Origin of the sequence: uncultured Brevundimonas sp. (genome assembly GCF_963977465.1) — a bacterium.
GTDB lineage: Bacteria > Pseudomonadota > Alphaproteobacteria > Caulobacterales > Caulobacteraceae > Brevundimonas.
Map to the genome: position 1 here is coordinate 111,699 of NZ_CAXBOQ010000006.1, position 17,338 is coordinate 129,036.

General features: G+C 68.3%; 20 protein-coding genes. 3 read left to right on the top strand and 17 right to left on the bottom strand.

What is annotated here, in order from left to right:
- Positions 1-4 precede the first annotated feature (4 nt).
- From AAC067_RS13480 to AAC067_RS13525, 10 genes are all read right to left on the bottom strand, one after another.
- The gene (locus AAC067_RS13480) at positions 5-676 is read right to left on the bottom strand and encodes a response regulator transcription factor (RefSeq protein WP_339933367.1); all 672 of its coding nucleotides are present in this window, start codon (positions 674-676) and stop codon (positions 5-7) included.
- Positions 677-745: 69 nt separating this feature from the next.
- Entirely contained in the window at positions 746-2,296 is a 1,551-nt protein-coding gene (locus AAC067_RS13485; protein WP_339933368.1) for a trypsin-like peptidase domain-containing protein, read from the bottom strand.
- A gap of 81 nt (positions 2,297-2,377) precedes the next feature.
- Complete coding sequence (locus AAC067_RS13490) at positions 2,378-2,899, bottom strand: cytochrome c-type biogenesis protein (RefSeq protein WP_339933369.1); 522 nt, start codon at positions 2,897-2,899, stop codon at positions 2,378-2,380.
- Positions 2,896-4,881, bottom strand: a complete 1,986-nt coding sequence (locus AAC067_RS13495) for a heme lyase CcmF/NrfE family subunit (RefSeq protein WP_339933370.1) — start codon at positions 4,879-4,881, stop codon at positions 2,896-2,898. The genes AAC067_RS13490 and AAC067_RS13495 overlap by 4 nt, the downstream gene beginning before the upstream one ends.
- A complete protein-coding gene (gene ccmE / locus AAC067_RS13500) occupies positions 4,878-5,348 on the bottom strand; it encodes a cytochrome c maturation protein CcmE (RefSeq protein ID WP_339933371.1) in 471 nt (156 codons plus the stop codon). Before ccmE ends, AAC067_RS13495 begins: the two co-directional genes overlap by 4 nt.
- Positions 5,349-5,418: 70 nt before the next feature.
- Positions 5,419-6,249, bottom strand: a complete 831-nt coding sequence (ccmI, locus tag AAC067_RS13505; protein WP_339933372.1) for a c-type cytochrome biogenesis protein CcmI — start codon at positions 6,247-6,249, stop codon at positions 5,419-5,421.
- A gap of 79 nt (positions 6,250-6,328) precedes the next feature.
- Positions 6,329-7,684 (bottom strand): hypothetical protein, encoded by a 1,356-nt coding sequence (locus tag AAC067_RS13510; protein ID WP_339933373.1) that lies wholly within the window; start codon positions 7,682-7,684, stop codon positions 6,329-6,331.
- Between the two features lie 97 nt (positions 7,685-7,781).
- Positions 7,782-9,221 carry a sensor histidine kinase gene (locus AAC067_RS13515; RefSeq protein ID WP_339933374.1) on the bottom strand — a complete coding sequence of 480 codons (1,440 nt, stop codon included), beginning with the start codon at positions 9,219-9,221 and terminating at the stop codon, positions 7,782-7,784.
- Between the two features lie 10 nt (positions 9,222-9,231).
- Positions 9,232-9,912, bottom strand: a complete 681-nt coding sequence (locus AAC067_RS13520; RefSeq protein ID WP_339933375.1) for a response regulator transcription factor — start codon at positions 9,910-9,912, stop codon at positions 9,232-9,234.
- A complete protein-coding gene (locus tag AAC067_RS13525) occupies positions 9,913-10,224 on the bottom strand; it encodes a hypothetical protein (protein ID WP_339933376.1) in 312 nt (103 codons plus the stop codon).
- A 227-nt stretch (positions 10,225-10,451) separates the two neighbouring features.
- On the opposite strand from AAC067_RS13525, the gene AAC067_RS13530 reads away from it, so the two are divergent.
- Positions 10,452-10,946: a hypothetical protein gene (locus AAC067_RS13530; protein ID WP_339933377.1), complete on the top strand. Its 495-nt coding sequence runs from the start codon at positions 10,452-10,454 to the stop codon at positions 10,944-10,946.
- Between the two features lie 63 nt (positions 10,947-11,009).
- On the opposite strand, the gene AAC067_RS13535 is transcribed toward AAC067_RS13530, so the two are convergent.
- Complete coding sequence (locus tag AAC067_RS13535) at positions 11,010-11,819, bottom strand: PhzF family phenazine biosynthesis protein (protein ID WP_339933378.1); 810 nt, start codon at positions 11,817-11,819, stop codon at positions 11,010-11,012.
- A gap of 45 nt (positions 11,820-11,864) precedes the next feature.
- On the opposite strand from AAC067_RS13535, the gene AAC067_RS13540 reads away from it, so the two are divergent.
- Positions 11,865-12,299, top strand: a complete 435-nt coding sequence (locus tag AAC067_RS13540; RefSeq protein ID WP_339933379.1) for a GNAT family N-acetyltransferase — start codon at positions 11,865-11,867, stop codon at positions 12,297-12,299.
- 40 nt (positions 12,300-12,339) lie between these two features.
- Here AAC067_RS13540 and AAC067_RS13545 read toward each other — a convergent pair whose 3' ends face one another.
- Complete coding sequence (locus tag AAC067_RS13545; RefSeq protein WP_339933380.1) at positions 12,340-12,912, bottom strand: nucleotidyltransferase family protein; 573 nt, start codon at positions 12,910-12,912, stop codon at positions 12,340-12,342.
- A complete protein-coding gene (gene thiD / locus AAC067_RS13550; RefSeq protein WP_339933381.1) occupies positions 12,909-13,712 on the bottom strand; it encodes a bifunctional hydroxymethylpyrimidine kinase/phosphomethylpyrimidine kinase in 804 nt (267 codons plus the stop codon). Before thiD ends, AAC067_RS13545 begins: the two co-directional genes overlap by 4 nt.
- Positions 13,713-13,868: 156 nt before the next feature.
- Between thiD and AAC067_RS13555 the strand changes: the two genes are divergently transcribed.
- On the top strand, positions 13,869-14,279 hold the full coding sequence (locus AAC067_RS13555) for a VOC family protein (protein WP_339933382.1): 411 nt from the start codon (positions 13,869-13,871) through the stop codon (positions 14,277-14,279).
- On the opposite strand, the gene folP is transcribed toward AAC067_RS13555, so the two are convergent.
- The 4 genes from folP to AAC067_RS13575 form a co-directional block, all read right to left on the bottom strand.
- Entirely contained in the window at positions 14,249-15,058 is an 810-nt protein-coding gene (gene folP / locus AAC067_RS13560) for a dihydropteroate synthase (RefSeq protein WP_339933383.1), read from the bottom strand. The two genes, AAC067_RS13555 and folP, sit on opposite strands and share 31 nt — an antisense overlap.
- On the bottom strand, positions 15,055-15,360 hold the full coding sequence (locus tag AAC067_RS13565) for a transcriptional regulator (protein WP_339933384.1): 306 nt from the start codon (positions 15,358-15,360) through the stop codon (positions 15,055-15,057). The genes folP and AAC067_RS13565 overlap by 4 nt, the downstream gene beginning before the upstream one ends.
- Positions 15,361-15,367: 7 nt before the next feature.
- Positions 15,368-16,021 (bottom strand): hypothetical protein, encoded by a 654-nt coding sequence (locus AAC067_RS13570; protein WP_339933385.1) that lies wholly within the window; start codon positions 16,019-16,021, stop codon positions 15,368-15,370.
- A gap of 61 nt (positions 16,022-16,082) precedes the next feature.
- A complete protein-coding gene (locus AAC067_RS13575; protein WP_339933386.1) occupies positions 16,083-17,303 on the bottom strand; it encodes an acyltransferase family protein in 1,221 nt (406 codons plus the stop codon).
- Between the last annotated feature and the right edge of the window lie 35 nt (positions 17,304-17,338).

Consider the following 17,338-nt stretch of genomic DNA (forward strand, 5'->3'; position numbering starts at 1 on the left):
GCCGTCAGGCTTCCAGCCGGTAACCCGCGCCACGGACGGTCTGCAGCATCGCCCGGTCGAAGCCCTTGTCGATCTTTGCCCGCAGCCGGCTGATGTGAACATCGATGACATTGGTCTGTGGGTCGAAATGATATTCCCAGACCTTCTCCAGCAACATGGTGCGGGTGACCGACTGACCGGCGTGACGCATCAGGAATTCCAGCAGCTGGAACTCACGCGGCTGCAGGTCGATCTCGGTCTCGCCGCGATGCACGGTGCGGGCGATCAGGTTCATCTCCAGATCGCCGACCTTGAGCACGGTCTGGACCCCGCCGGTCTCGCGCCGTCGCGCCAGGGCGTCGACCCGGGCGATCAGTTCGGCAAAGGCATAGGGTTTGACCAGATAGTCGTCGCCGCCGGCCTTGAGCCCGACGACGCGGTCCTCAACCTCGCCCATGGCCGACAGGAACAGCACCGGTGTCTGGTCGCCGTCCTTGCGCAGGGTCTCGACCATGCCGATACCGTCGAGGCGAGGCATCATCCGGTCGACGACATAGACATCGTAACCGCCCTTCTGCGCTTCCAGCAGGCCGAAAGCCCCGTCCACCGCGTGGACCACGTCATTGCCGGCCTCGGTCAGGCCGCGCACCATCGCCGTGGCCGCCTCGGCGTCGTCTTCAACCACCAGAATACGCATCGATCAGCCCCCGGAATTCAGATTCGCCGCCGACACTAGCGCATCGGCGGCGATCTGGTCAGTTACGGCTTAGTCAGATTTCGGTAGCTCAAGCGCGACCGGAACATTGCTCTGCGGCGTGCGGATCAACAGGAAGACATTGTCGCGGCCCGCTTGCCGCGACGCGGTCACCGCGGCCTGAACATCGGCGACGCTCTGCACCGGTGCGGTACCGGCCCGCATGATGACGAAGCCCGGCTCGAAGCGGCGGTCACCCCCGGCGGCCACACCGGTCACGACGACACCGTCGACCGCCTCCGGGATATTGTAGCGCTGGCGCAAGGCCGCGGTCATCGGGGCCAGGGTCAGACCGGCCACGACCTGACCACTGGGGGTCGCGGCCGCGGGCGGTGCGTCAGGTTCGGCCGCACCGTTGCCGGCGCGCAGTTCCGCCGCGGACGGGCGCGTGCCCGAGCGGACATTCAGCGTCTGGCGACGATCGTTGCGCAGGATTTCGATGCGCAGCGTGTCACCGGCCTTGGCCCGACCCACACGACGGGTCAGGTCGCTGGAGCTGACAATCGGCGTGCCGTTCAGGCCGACGACAATATCCCCGGCCTGCAGGCCGGCCCGGGCGGCCGGACCGCCGGCCGTAACACTGTTGACGAAGGCCCCGCGGGCGGTGTCGGGCAGACCCATGGACTCGCGCCACGGATCCAGATCACCGATCTCGACGCCCAGATAGCCGCGCTCGATCGTTTCGCCGCGCATCAACCGGTCGGTGATCGGCTTGGCGAGCGACGCCGGGATGGCGAAGCCGATACCCACCGACCCGCCCGTGGGTGAAAAGATCGCCGAGTTCACGCCGATGACGCGGCCGTAGATGTCGAAGGTCGGGCCGCCGGAATTGCCACGGTTGATGGCGGCGTCGATCTGCAGGAAGTCGGTATAGGGATTGTCCGTACCACCGATGTCGCGCGACTTGGCCGAGACGATGCCGGCTGTGGCCGTGCCGCCCAGACCGAACGGATTGCCGACGGCGACAACCCAGTCACCAACGCGCGGTTCGGCCTCTTCCTCGAAGGTGACGAACGGCAGATCCCCGCCGGACACCTTGATCACGGCCAGGTCCGTCGCTTCGTCCCGCCCGATCAGACGCGCCGGCAGCTCACGGCCGTCGCTCAGCTTGACCGTGATTTCTTCGGCATTTTCGATGACGTGGTTGTTGGTGACGATGAAACCGTCGGCCGAGATCAGGAAGCCGGACCCGGCCCCCATAGCCGTCGCGCCCTCGTCTTCGGCGTCCGGATCCTGGCTGCCGCGCGGGGCACCGGGGATCGGCACGGAGCCAAAGCCGGGAATGGTGATCGTCCCCCGACGCCCGCTTGGCACCCGCGTCTTCACGTCGATCTGCACGACCGCCGGGGCGACCTGCTGGAAAATGTCGGCAAAACTGAGCGGTGCCCCCTGCGGCGGCGCGAAGGCCAGACCCGCGGCACCGGCGGACGGGACCAGCTGGCCGGCGATCCGGGCCGGCTCGGCATGGGCACCAGGCCACTGAATGACACCACCGGCCGTGGCAACGGCAGCAAAGGTCAGGCCGACGGCGGCCCCCAGAATGAACTCCTTACGCTTCATCATCTCGGGCGTGGATCCTTTCAGGCGGGTGCCGCGCACCCGTTCATCGGTGAATATAGGACGGACTGGCCTGTAACCAAACCGTCAAGGCTGGATGGTTGGGCCGCCCTGGTGCCCGTCATTGGGCGAAGATGCGTCAGGATCAGGGCAAACAGCCTGATCCTGCATCAGTTCGGCCAATCGCCGCTCTTCGTCAGCGGACAGCGCGGTCACCTCGGGACGTCGCCGTCGCCCCGCGAAAATCAGGCCCACGCCGGCCAGCAACAGCAGTGTCAGGGGGCCGAACCACAACAGCCAGGTGCCCGGCCGCACCGGCGGCTGGAACAGGACGAAATCGCCGTAGCGCCGCACCAGATCCTCGCGAATGGCCGCGTCGCTGTGACCTTCGGCAATCTCCTCGCGCACCAGCCGGCGCATATCCCCGGCGATGCCCGCAGGGCTGTCGGCGATCGACTCGTGCTGGCAGACGACGCAGCGAATATCAGCGAACAGGGCACGGGCCCTGGCCTCCTGCCGGGCGTCGGGCAAGGGCCGGTCGGGTGCCGCCGCCGGTTCAGCGGCCATCAGACCCACCGCGGCTAGCGCGATCAGCAGCGCGCGCCTCATCGGCCTTTGCTCCGCGAGCCGATCCCGACCCGCAAACGCCGGTCCAGCAAGGACAACAGCGCCCCCAGCGCCATGATCGCCGGCCCCAGGAAGATCAGCCGCGCCCACGGATTCCACCAGACCCGCACGGTCCAGGCCGGTTCCCCGGCGGGGGTGGCCCGACGTTCACCCATCACCACATAGACGTCGTCCAGCCCGCGGAAATCCAGCCCGACCTCGGTCGTGGTCTGCCCGCCGGCCGGGAAGAAGCGCCGCTCGGCCACGATTTTCCGGGCAGCGGACCCGTCGGGTCGCGTCACGGTCAGTCGACCCTGTTCAGCCAGATAGTTGGGACCCTCGATCACCTCGACACCGTTCAACCGGACGCGCCACGGGCCGGCCCCGACCTCGCCGCCCACAGCCACGACCGCCGCCGCCTCGACCCGGTAGCCGGTCTCGACCACCGCCCCCATAACGAAGACCCCCAGACCGGCATGGGCCAGGGTCATGCCCCAGGCCCCCAGCGGCAGACCCCGCGCGCGACGACCTACCTCGGCCAGCGGGGCCCGGAACAGGCGCACCCGCTCGACCACCTCGGCCAGTGACCCCAGAATCAGCCAGGCCCCGAGGCCCAGACCCGCGGCGGCCAGCGCCTTGCGCGGCTCGAACGCGGTCCAGCCCGCCAGACCGGCCAGCAGGGCCAGCCCCGCCGCCAGCGCCAGTCGCTGCAGCGCGCCCCGGGCATCGCCGCGCTTCCACGCCAGCAACGGCCCGGCCGGCAGGATCAGAAAGGCGATGACCATCAGCGGCGTGAAGGTGATGGCGAACCACGGCGGCCCCACCGAGATCGTCGCCCCCGTCGCCGCCTCGAGGATCAGCGGATACAGGGTCCCCAGCAGGACGGTCACCGCCGCCGCCGTCAGGAACAGGTTGTTGAGGACCAGCGCCCCCTCGCGGCTGATCGGGGCGAACAGACCGCCGCCCTTTAACTGCGGCGCGCGCCAGGCGAACAGGGCGAAGGCCAGCCCCGCTGTCAGGCCGAGGATGGCCAGCAGCATCATGCCCCGCTCCGGATCGACGGCGAAGGCATGAACGCTGGTCAGAACGCCGGATCGTACGAGGAAGGCCCCCAGCATCGAGAAGGTGAAGGCCAGCAGGGCGAGGAATACGGTCCACCCGGCCAGAGCCCCCCGACGCTCGGTCACCACCGCCGAATGCAGCAGGGCCGTACCCGCCAGCCACGGCATGAAGGAGGCGTTCTCGACCGGGTCCCAGAACCACCAGCCGCCCCAGCCCAGCTCGTAATAGGCCCAGAAGGCCCCGAGCGTGATGCCGACGGTCAGCAGACCCCAGCTGGCCAAGGCCCAGGGCCGGACCCAGCGCCCCCAGGCGGGCCAGAAACTGGCCTGCCCGCGCCCCTCGATCAGGGCGGCGACCGCGAGGGAAAAGCAGACCGAAAAACCGACATAGCCCGCGTAGAGCAGCGGCGGATGGAAGGCGAGCGCCGGGTCCTGCAGCAGCGGGTTCAGGGAGGCCCCCTGAAACGGAGCCGGGTCGAGGCGCGCGAAGGGATTGGAGGTGAATACGGCAAAGGCCAGAAACAAGGTGCCCAACGCGCCCTGCACCCCGACCGCCGAGGTCTTCAGGCCGAACGGCAGACCGCGCGCCCGGGCCAGGGCTCCGCCGAACCCGGTCATCACCAGACACCACAGCACCAGCGAGCTCTCGTGGCTGCCCCAGGCGGCGGCGACCTTGTAGAGCATCGGCTTGTCGGTGTGGCTGTTGGCCGCGACATTGGCTACCGAGAAATCGCTGACGACAAAGGCGTGGATCAGCACGGCAAACGCCACGGCGACTGTGCCTGCGCACGCCAGCGCCGCGCCCTGCGCCGCGCCGGCCAGCACCGGACTGCGCCGGATCCGCCCGGCGATAGACAATCCCGTCTGCAGGGCGGCAAGGCACAGGGCAAGGATCAGGGCAAAGGCCCCGAATTCAACGATCATTGCGTGGCGGCTCCGGGCGCGGGACGCCATTCACCGTTGGCCTTCAGGCTGTCGGCCACTTCGCGCGGCATATAGGTCTCGTCATGCTTGGCCAGCACCTGGGTGGCGCGGAAGCTGCGATCGGGTGCGAAAGCCCCCTGGGCGACGATGCCCTGCCCCTCACGGAACAGGTCCGGCAGATTGCCGTGATAGGTCACCCGGGTATCAGCCGCGTTGTCGGTGACCACGAACACCACGGCCCCGTCCGGCTCGTGGCGGACGCTGTCGATGACCACCAACCCGCCCAGACGCACCACCCGCCCGGCCGGGGCCTTTTCGGGCGTGGCCTCGGACGGCGAGAAGAAGAAGGTCACCGTGTCGCGCATGGCCCACAGCGACAGGCCGACGGCCAGGGCGAGGATCGGCGCGACAGTAGCGACCACCCAGAGGCGACGCCGCGCCTTCGGGGACTTGGGAAGCCAGCTCATGGTCGGAAGGGCCCGTGTCGGGGGAAACAGCCGCCGACGTATAGCGTCCGGTCCGGCCGGGTCCAACGCGTCATCGGGCCGCTCCGGCACCGGCCAGCGGCAGACGGGCCTCCAGGTCGATCCGGCGCGGATCGGCCGGGTCGAGCGCGGCGATCAACGGTTCCCACAGGGTCCGGACAGCCTCACGGTCGCCCCGGGCCAGCGCCGCCTCACCCAGGAAATACCGCGCGCCCAGCTGTCCGGGATCGCGCTTCAGCGCCTCTCGGAAGGCGGCTTCGGCGTCACCGCCGACCACCCCCTCCTGGGCCCGCACCAGGCTCTCGCCCAGTCGTGCCCAGCTTTGAGCATCCTCAGGCCGGATCTCCAGCGCCCGGCGAAAGGCCGAGGCCGCACCGATCGGGTCGCCCGCCTCGAAACGGGCCGTGCCCAGCATGACCAGGGCCTGATGGTCATCAGGATGATCCCGAACCACCCGGGCCACGACGGCAGCCAGTTGCGGCGGTTCCAGCGACTCGAGGTTGGCGGCCCACTGATCGACGCGCCGTTGAAAGGGTTGATCCGCCTGCCCCGGCGCACCGGTCAGCACATACAGACCAAGCGCACAGGTGCCCGCCACGACCAGTCCGACCAGAACCGCGCGGGGGTCCGAAGATCGGGGGCTGGCGGACACGACATCGGGCCGGCCGGTCAGCCAGCGCCGTCCGGCCTCGGCCCGCGCCGCCGCCCAGGCCTCGGGATTCAACAGCCCGCGCGTCTTGAGCCTGTCCAGCTCGTCCAACTCGCGGCGTGCAAGGTCCGCCATGCCCGTGGACTCGCCGCCGACACCGCGACGGGCACCGCCCAGCACAAGAAGGCCGGCGAGCGCGGTGAGCAGTCCGGTCAGGATCCAGAATACCGTCATGGCCGGATGGTCTAGAGGCCGGGGGGCAGGAGGGAAAGTGTTTCACCCGACATTGGCCGGGTGACAAGGTCGCAGCCGGTCAGGCGACCGCCCTGGCGGCACCCGAGGGCCTCTTGGGTCGGCTCGCGATTGCCGCGCGCCGCCGTATGGTGCGGGCCGCCTCCTCCTCGTCGAGCAGGGTCAGGAAATCAGCCGAAAGGCTGACCAGATCCAGCGCGTGCCGAGGGTTGGCGAGCTCGCCGGTATTCACGGCTCCGATCGCTTCCTCCGCGTAGCGGCTCAGCTTCTGGGATAGAATTTCAACGACCTGCTTGCGCTCCGACTCACAACCGAACACGCCGGCAGGGCCGCGCACGGCTCCAACCAGCCGCATCAGTTCGCGGGCCGCGTCGACCTCTTCGCCTTCCGACGGGGCCTCGAGATCCGGAGCCTCACGGCTCATGCCGCCGGCAATGCGCACGCGCACCAGCGGCAGGGCACCATCCAGCAGTTTCTCACTGGTCCGTAGCAGGGTGCAAAGCCGTTTGGAGATCGCCACCCGGGCGCTCCGCGCCGAGCGGCCCCATGCGCTGTCTGGCTGAAGCTGCAGGTTCGCCTCCAGTTCGGCGAGAACCGCTGAACACCAGGCAATATCCTCGATCACGGGCTCGATCGGTGCCGCGCCCGACTTGAAAGCCCCGACCCGTTCGACGCGCCCGATCACCCCGGCGATAAGGCGATCGACGAAGCCGGCGAGTTCCGATGCGCTCAGAAAGGATTCCCGCCCGGCCGAACCCGAGGCCTGGGTCAGAATTCTCAGGATCAGGACGGCGTCGTCCAGATGGGAGAACAGGATTTCAAGGACCCGTTGCGCCCCGTCGGTAACGATTTCCGCGCTGTCGCGGATCATCAGGCGCAGCTCCGCCACCTGATCCCCGTCCGGCCGCTTCAGCCAGGTGTCCAGGGACGACAGGCCCTTTCGGGCCAGATGGATCAGGTCGAGACTCGCTGCCAGATCAATCAGGCCACGGCTTCGCTCCGCCGGTGACGACAGCGACTCGGGCCAGACAGCCTCGGGCTGGTCGCGTACGGCAGCGGCAGCGGCGAGGCAGATTCGGTCAGCCACCCGGATCGCATGAGGCCCCTCCTTGTCCAGACGCGGCAACAGGGCCGGTTCCCTGGCGCTGGCCAGCTTCCACAGTCGTGGCAGGACCCCGGCCGGAAAGACGACGCCCTCGATGCCGTCGGACCGGGGACGGAACATCGACATTATGGGGCCGAGCACCAACGCGCGCCGCTGGCGGTCGACCACTTCATCCATCAGCAGACCTTCCAGCTGACGGGCGCGCTCACCCGGCATGGCCGAGACAGCCTTCTGCAGCTGCTTGAGCATGGGGTCAGCGCATCGCTCGAGCAGCGGGGCCATGATCCGATTGATGGACGCCTGTTCGGCCATGCCGACTTCCCAGGACCGGAATCAGCTCCGGGTGCGTCAATCTGCCGGTATAGGGTTAATATCTGCTTCCCAAATCCCGAGGTCGGCACCGTCCAATTCAGGTCTCGGCGGCGGGCAGTTCGGCGATGACCTTGAGCCCGCCCATGGCACTGGACGCCAGCGTCAGCCGCCCCTCATAGGCCCGAACCAGTTCATCGACGATCGACAGACCCAGACCCGAGCCGGGCGCGCTCTCGTCCAGCCGGGAGCCGCGCTTCAGCACCTCGTCACGCTGGTCCTCGGGCAGGCCCGGACCGTCGTCCTCGACCACCACCGTCATCTGCCCCGGGCCGGACGGCGTCGCCACGACCCGCACCCGCCGCGTCGACCATTTACAGGCGTTCTCGATCAGGTTGCCGAGGATTTCCTGCAGGTCCTGCCGCTCGCCGCGGAAATCCAGTTCGTCGGGGGCCCGCCAGTCGATCTCGACGCCCTTGGATTCGAACACCTGCTCCAGCATCACCGCCATCTCGTCGATAACCCCGGCGATCGGGGTCCGCTCGCCGATCAGCTGGGCCCGGGCCGCCGCACGCGCCCGACGCAGGTGGTGATCAACCTGAGCCTTCATGATATCGGACTGGCGACGCACCATGTCGGGCAGCGCCCCCTCGGCGGTTCCGGCCTCGGCCAGCATCACCGACAGCGGCGTCTTCAGCGCATGAGCCAGATTGCCGACATGGGTGCGCTGGCGTTCGACCGTCTCCTGGTTGTGGGTCAGCAACCGGTTGACCTGGTCGGCCAGCGGCTGGATCTCGAGGGGGTAGCGGTTGACGATCCGCGCCGTCTTGCCCTTGCGGACATCAGCGATCTCGTTGCGCAATGAATACAGCGGCCGCAGGCCGATCTGGACCTGGATCAGCACCGCGGCCGCCAGACCGAAGCCCATCACCAGCAGCACCACCCAGGTTACGGTGGCGAACTGCCGCGTATCATTCTCGACATCCGACCGATCGATCCCGGCCATAAACACCACCGGCCGGGTTCGGCCGGGCATCTGTTTCATACTGGCCGCGACCCGCAGCGGCTCTCCGCGCGGACCGGCTGCGTCATAGGTGATGGTCTGACCGAAGGCGGCGCTCAGCCGCGGCGGCAGATCGACCGGAACGATCAGGTCAGCCCCGGCCAGGGAGTCCGAGCGGACCAGCATCCGCAGCCGCCCGTCGGCGACAGGCTCGGCCACGGCCCAGTATTTCCCGGACAGCGGTCGCAGCGAACGTGCATCCTTGATTTCCGAGGTGACGACCGTGTCGCCGCTGACGTTCGAGGCCACCACCACCTCGTCGATGGTGTCGCTGAGCGTATTGCCCAACCGGCGCAGGCCGGATTCCTGGAACAGGGAGGTCAGGACAAGGCCCGTCACCACCAGGGCGATCACAATCCAGGCCGACGCCAGCCAGATCAGGCGGCGGGTCAGGGACCGGCCCGGACGTCCAAACCAACGCCCCCAGGACTCCTTTACCGCCGGCGCGTCCGGTTCAACGTCCGTGCTGCCGGTCATGGCGACGCGATCAGTCCGCGACCGACTCGCCGGCCAGCGGCGTCAACCTGTAGCCCAGCCCGCGCACCGTCTCGATGCGATCGGCCCCGATCTTCTTGCGCAGACGACCGACGAAAACCTCGATGGTATTGGAATCGCGGTCGAAATCCTGATCATACAGGTGCTCGACCAGCTCCGTCCGGCTGATGACCCGGCCCTGATGCATCATCAGATAGTGCAGCAGCCTGTATTCGAGAGAGGTCAGACGCAGCGGTTCGCCGCCGACGCTGGCCCGGGCCGCGCGCGGATCCAGTCTCAGGTCACCGCAGGCCAGGGTGGCCGAGGCGATGCCGGCCGAGCGCCGCAGCAGGGCCCGCAGTCGCGCCAGCAGCTCTTCCGTATGGAACGGCTTGGTCAGATAATCGTCGGCCCCGGCATCGAAGCCGGCCACCTTGTCGGACCAGGCCCCACGGGCGGTCAGGATCAGCACCGGCGTGGTCTTGCCGTCGCGCCGCCAGCGCTCCAGCACCGACACGCCGTCGATCTTGGGCAGGCCGAGATCCAGCACCACCACATCATAGGGTTCGGTATCGCCGAGAAAATGCGCCTCCTCGCCGTCGGCGGCGTGATCCACCGCATAGCCGGCATCGCCCAGCGCGCCCTTCAGCTGACGGGACAGATCAACGTCATCTTCGACGAGCAGCACGCGCATTCAGCGTTCTCCAATAATGCGGCCGCTGCGCGCGTCCACGGTAATGTCGGCGATCCGGCCGTCCGGATAGGCCCAGCGCACGACAATGACATTGCCGCGGTCGCTGGCGTTCAGATACCGCCCGGGGCGGCCGGCGCGCACACTGCGTTCCGCCTCCGCCAGGCTGATGCGCTGCTCGCGTTCAGGCTCGGCCTGGCGCTGTCGCGACTCCTCGCGCTGGCCACGCGACTGGTCAAAGTCCCGCGCGACCGCATCGGCCATTGGCGCGGCGGTCATCAGGACAGCGAGGATAAGAACACGGATGCGGGTCATGAATACGGGTCTAGGCCTCAGCCTCTGAACGGCGGCTGAACGTCCACCCTAGGCAGAATTGATCGTCATGGGCAGTCCGTTCACGCAAACGGCGACCGTCATCTGTACCGGCTCGGGAACATGAACTTCAGATGACCCGCGCCGTTCAGGCCAGGCTCAGCGGCCAGGGCGTACTGTTCAATCCAACGCAGTCCCCCCGGTCTGCGACCTACGGAAGGACAGACCCGATGATCAAGACAGTATTTCTCCCCGCCCTCGTCCTGGCCGCCGCCTCGGTCGCCGTGCCCGCCATGGCCCAGTCGTACGGCCCGGCGCGCCAGTCCGGCCTGACCATCAGCTTCGGTACGAGCCCCGCCTACGGTTACAACTCCGGTTACAACCGCAGCTACAACCAGTCGGGCTGGCAGGCGATCAACCGTCGTCAGGCCACCCTTGACCGTCGCATCGACCTCGGTGTCCGCAACGGGTCGCTGACCCGCCGCGAGGCTGTCAGCCTGCGCCGCGAGTTCAACAACATCGCTCGCCTCGAGTCGCAGTACCGTCGTAACGGCCTGACCCGTCGCGAAATGGCCGACCTGGATCGCCGCTTCGATCGCCTGTCGAGGCAGATCCGCATCGAGCGTAACGACCGTCAGACCCGCAATAGTCGTTACGACCGTAATGACCGGCATGACCGGCATGACCGGTACGACCGCAACGACCGGAACGGTCGCCGCCACTAAACGCCGACCATCCTCCCCGGATGTAGAGGGCGCGATCCGCAAGGGTCGCGCCCTTTTCCGTGGTCAGGCCCGGATCACGCTGTCCAGCACGGTCACGGCCTGCCCCCGGATCAGCACGCGCTCGCCGGCGGCCTCTGTCTCGATATCCCCACCGCGCCCGGGGAAGGCCTGCAGGAAGCGAACGACCGACCGCCCCAGGATCTCGCCGTACATCGGTCCCAGCAGACAGTGGGCCGAGCCGGTGGCCGGGTCTTCATCCACCCCGCAGCCGGGAGCGAAGAAACGGTCGATCACATCGACTCCGTCGGCCGCGTCGGCCGGAGCACAGACGATCACATGGCCGGCCTCGCCCGCCTCGCCCCGGATCGTCGCCAGCCGCCGGAAGTCCGGGCTCACCGCCCGCACGGCCGCGGCATCGGCCAGCACCGCCACCAGATAACGCCCGGCCCGCACCTCGACCGGCACGACGCCCAACGCCTCGACCAGTCCCTCGGGCACCGGCGTGCGGCGCGGCGGATCGGCGGGAAAATCCATCTCATAGCGGTCGTCCAACCGGCGAACGAGCAGCGGTCCCGAACGGGTATCAAAGGTCAGCCGCACCGCCATCAATCCCAGCTCGGCCACCAGCACATGGGCTGCGCCCAGGGTCGCGTGACCGCACAGGTCGACCTCGGTCGCCGGGGTGAACCAGCGCAGGTCGAACCGCGCCGGATCCGCCGTGCGTCGCAGGAAGGCAGTCTCGGCCTGGTTGTTCTCCATCGCCAGCGCCTGCATCCAGCCGGCCTCGGGCCAGACCTCGAACGGTTCGACCACACAGGCCGGATTGCCCCGGAACGGGGCGGAGGCGAAGGCATCGACGGTCCACTGGCGCATGACGCTTCAGATACGCTACGGCAGACACTCCGAAAAGGCGGACCCATGCCCGAACTGCGCACCGAACTGACCGAAGACGACCTGCGCATCGCCTGGCGCTGGATTGCCGAGGAGAGCTATTGGGGCGCGTCCATCCCGTGGCCGACATTCGAGCGTGCCTGCCAGAGTTCGATCTGTTTCGGCCTGTTTGAGTCGGATCGACTGATCGGCTTCGCCCGGGTGGTGACCGACGGGGCCACCTTCGCCTGGCTGTGCGATGTTTTCATCGACGCCGGGGCGCGCGGTCGGGGTCTGGGCAAGACCCTGATGGACGCCGTCATGGCCGAACCCCGTCTGCGGGACCTGCGCCGTTGGGGTCTGGCCACGGCAGACGCCCATGGGCTTTACGAACAACACGGATTCGAGTCCGCCGACCCACTCAGGCATATGGAGAAGGTCGATCGGGGGATCTATCTGCGGCTGGCACCGCGCCAGGAATAGGCAACCCCCTCCCTCCCGATGTTCGGGAATACGGGAAACGTTACGGCTCGACGACCGTCAACTCCGGCCAGCGACCCCGCGCATTCTCCACCGTGCGCTGCCAGCCGCGCGCCACACCTCGCACCGGATTGGGCCGCAGGGTCATCGAAAACACATCCTCCAGCCCGAACGGGGCGGCGACGCTGACCGTGTCATCGGCCTCCAGCCGCACCCCGACGGCGAAGGCCGGGGCGACGAAGCGCGACAGGGCCTCGTCGGTGCCGGTCAGCGGCTCGTAGGACTCGCCGAACCTCTCCTCAAACCACAGATGCACCCGCGCCTGATTGCGCACCTCGACCAGATCCCGCAGCGGCGACTCGAAGGCGGCGGCGACCCGTTTGATCACGACGTCCTCCGCGTCCCAGCTGGTGTCCGGGTCGAAATAGCCCAGGTCATAGTCCTTGATGCCATAGCCGACCGGCCGACCGGTCTGCGCGTTCCAGACCGCCTGATAGACCGCCCCGGAGAACACCCGCCAGTCCGGCAGGTCCAGCCCCCGCACTGTCGTCAGCACCTGCATCAGCTGCGGATTGTTGCGGACGATGGCCGCCAGCTTCGTCTCAGGATCGCTCATTTCCGGTCCCTCAGCGGCCAGCCGTGATCCAGCGGCCCGTGCCCGCCGCCGAGCCCGGGCGCGCGGCGGATGGCCTCGAACACATAGACGCGGGCCTCGGCCACGGCGGTGTCCAGCGGCAGACCCCGCGCGATCCCGGCGGCGCAGGCGCTGGCCAGGGTGCAGCCGGTGCCGTGGGTGTGGCGGGTGTCGAGCCGCGGCCCCTCCATCCGGGTTTCGCCGTCAGCCGTCAGCAGCAGATCGATGACCGTGTCGCCGGGCACATGGCCACCCTTCATCAGCACCGCCCTCGCCCCGAGGGCCAGCAGGGCCGCGCCCGCCCGGCGCTGGCCGTCCAGATCAGCGACGGTGATCCCGGTCAGGGCCTCGGCCTCGGGCGCATTGGGCGTCAGCAGGGCCGCGCGCGGCACCATCAACGACCGGACCGCGGCGATGCCCGCCGCCTGCAGCAGCGGCGCGCCGCCCTTGGCGATCATCACCGGATCAACCACCACCGGCGCGTCCGAGCTGTCGAGAATGGCCGCGACCCGCTCGACCACCTCGACCGTGCCCAGCATGCCGGTCTTGATCGCATCGGCCCCGATGTCGTCCAGAACCGCCCGCGCCTGGGCCTCGATCAGGTCCAGCGGCAACGGATGTACGCCGTGGACCCCCAGGGTGTTCTGCACGGTGATGGCGGTGACGGCCGTGGCCGCATAACCGCCCAGCATGGTCACGGCCTTGATGTCGGCCTGCAGGCCCGCCCCGCCGCCGGAATCGGAGCCGGCAATGATCAGGACACGTCCGAGGGGCAGGGTCATCCGGGCTGGATGGCCAATCCGCGCCGTTTCGGCAAGATGGATTGTGCGCGCCCGCAAGGACTTCCCGCCTCCCCGGCGGTACATCTGGACGGACCCTGCCCTGGTAATTGACCCTGTTCGCCTCGACAATCGGCCGGGCACGGGGGAGACTGACGCATGATCCGGATAAAACTGACCAGCATTGGCGTGCCCGATCAGGATGCGGCCGAGCGCTTCTATGTCGACAAACTGGGCTTCCAGGTGAAGCGCAACATCCCGATGGGACCGGTCCGCTATCTGACCGTGGTCTCGCCCGCCGAACCGGACGGGACCGAGTTGTCGATCGAGCCCGGCAGCCAGCGGCCCGAGTTCGCGGCGTTTCAGGCCTGGATGGTCGAACAGGGCATTCCGTGGACGGGCTTCGAAGTCGCCGATATCGACGCGGACTATGGGCGCCTGACCGGCTTGGGTGTCGAATTCCGCGGTCCGCCGCAGGACATGGGCGAGGTCCGCGGGGCGACACTGAACGATACCTGCGGCAATCTGATCATGCTGTATCAGTTCATCGACGCGCAGACGGCCCCCTGAACCGCGAGGGCCTGCACCGTCTCGCGCACGTCGTGGACCCGGATCACCGCCGCGCCGCGCCGCGCCGCCTCCAGCGCCAGGGCCAGTGACCCGCCCAGCCGGTCCCCGGCCTCGACCGCCGACGGATCAATCGACTGGATCGTCCGCTTGCGGCTGGCCCCGTACAGCACCGGAAACCCGGTCGCGACCAGCCGGTCCAGCCCGGCCGTCAGCGCCAGATTGTGCGCCGCGGTCTTGCCGAAGCCGATGCCCGGATCCAGCCATATCCGCCCGCGCGCCACCCCGGCCGCCATCGCCGCCTCCGCCCGGTCGGTCAGCCAGTCCGTCACCTCGGTCAGCACGTCGGTATAGTGAGGGTTGGCCTGCATGGTGCGCGGTTCGCCCTGCATATGTATCAACACCACCGTGCAGCCGAGCTCGGCGGCCACGGCGGCGCTGTCCGGCGCGCCGCCCAGAGCCGTCACATCGTTCCAGATCGACGCCCCGGCCCCGATCGCCGCCCGCGCCACCTCGGGCTTCATGGTGTCGATACTGATCGTTCCGGCCCAGCGAGCACGCAGCCCGGCGATCACCGGCAGGACCCGGGCCATCTCCTCGGCGGCATTGACAGGTGCCGCCCCCGGACGGGTGCTCTCGCCGCCGATGTCGAGACTGTCGGCCCCCTGTTTCACCAGCCGCAGGCCGTGCGCCACCGCCGCCTCGACCGTGGCTAGCCGCCCGCCGTCCGAGAAGCTGTCCGGCGTGACATTGACGATGCCCATGACCTGCGGCCGGCTCATGTGCTGCCTCCGCCGATCAGCCCGGCCAGCGCTTCGAGATAGGCCCCGAACGCGGTCCGCCCGGCCCGGGTGATCGTCACCCGGGTCAGGGGCTTGTTGTTATGAAAACTCTTGTCGATGGCGACATAGCCCGCCTCTTCCAGCTTCTTCAGATGGACGGACAGATTGCCCTGGGTCGCCTCCAGCGCCGTCTTCAGCTCGGTGAATTCCGCGCTCTCGGCGTCCGCCAGATAGACCATGACCCCCAGCCGCATGCGGCCGTGGATGACGTCATCAATCTTGCCGAGGTCGCCGACTCCCATGGCGGATTCAGCCGGCCGTCGACGCGGCGCGGGCGTCGCGGAACATGATCCAGCCCGGCAGGGCGAACAGCAGGAACAGAGCGACGGTGCAGACCCCGAGATACCACAAGGGCTCGCGCACCAGCACGCCCAGCGCCACCGCCGTGGCCCAGCCGCCCAGCGCCGTGGCCAGCATCCAGCCCTTCCGCTTCAGCGTCCACGCCATGTACCAGGCCGCCGCCTGCAGGGCGAAGACGATGGAGGCGTAGTAGAGCCAGATGGCGAAATCCTGATCCCGCACAGCCCCCACGCCGAAGACGATGAGCACGGCGGCGTTGGCCATGCCGGTGGCGCTGAAGGCCGCGCTGAGCGTGCGGGCGGCCAGCGGTCCGCGATTGGCGGGGCCCTCCCGGCGGTCTCTGAGGATGGCCCAGGTCAGGACCAACAGGAAGCTGACAGTGATCCCGACGACAAAGGCCAGATTGGCGAGATCGGGCCAGTCGATCAACCCGGTCGCCTGACCGATATGGAACAGGCACTGCAGGCCGTAGAGCAGGCCGCCGGCCAGGTAGCAGATGGCCAGGGTCAGGGGTGGACGCCAGCCGCCTTCGACAATCGAACGCATGAAGGCCAGATCGTCTTCGGGCGAATGCGGGCGGGGTTTGGCGGACTTGGTCGGCATGGGCGATTCTCCGGGACCGGCTCGCCACCCGGAGGTGAACGAGCCAGCCGATATTGGCAAGCTATTCGGCGGGGACGGGCGCGGCTTCGGGCACCCGACGCCACGGGACACGTCGACCGTTCAGCCAGCGGCCCATGAAGCTGTGGCGGATCAGCAGTTCGTAGGTCAGCAGGCTGACGACCATCGTGCCGCCGATCACCAGACCGAACTTGACGAACCACGGCAGGACCGCATTCACCAGCAGCACTTGTCCGACCATGACCAGAGGCAGATGGATGAGATAGATCCAGTAGGAGGCGTCGGCCAGATAGCGGCGGACGGCGCTGCGGCCCGAGGCGAAGCGCAGGGCCAGGGACAGGACGGCGAAGGTCGAGGCGAACACGGCCAGGGCCATGACCACCGCCAGCCCGGCCTTAAGGTCCGGATCGGTCACGGGCTCCAGTTGCGGCACCGGTCCGCCCGCCAGCACCAGAGCCCCGGTTCCGACTCCCAGCGCCACCACGGTGAACACCGGCCACAGCCGCTCGATGCGGCCCAGCAGATCGCGGCGGCGGTCCAGCAGAATGCCGAGACCAAAGGCGGTGCCGAAGGCCGTCAGCGCCACAGGGTTGGGAACCAGTCCGGTGTCCGGCGTCGGAATGCCAAAGAATGGAATCCAGTCCGGTGTCAGCCAGAAGGCAACCGCCAGCGGCGCGGCCATCAGGGCCGGGGTCCACGGACCGATCAGGGCTCCGGTGACGCGGTCGACGACCCGTCCCCAGCCGCCGCCACGATCCAGAGCGGCGAACGGCGCGCGCAGCACCGTCATCGCACCGTAGAAAATCAGCAGCACCCACAGGAACCACAGATGGGTCAGGGGAAAGTTACCGACCGTCATCGCCGGCGGCGGCGGACCGTCGGTCGGGATCACCCCGCCGTTGCGGATCGCCGCCATCCAGATCAGCACCGCGACAAACGACGCGAAGATCGGGGCCCACAGGACCAACAGCGGCCCCGCGATTCGGCTCAGCCGATCTCTGATGAAACCGAGGGTCCCGCGCCGGTGCAGCGTCATATGGGCGAACAGACCGGCGATCAGGAAAAAGCTGGTCATCCGGAACAGATGGATGGCGAAGAACAGGACGCTGGCGACCGGCGAGTTGTCCGTGTCCGGCACGATCCAGATCGTGACCGGGAAATAGGCCAGGGCCGCGTGCAGCACGACCCCCAGCAACAGGGCCGTGCCGCGCAGGGCATCGAGCCCGTGCAGACGGTCTCCCGCCGGAATTTCAACCTGTGTCATGTCGCTCCCTCCGTACATCGACGGTTGGGATATTG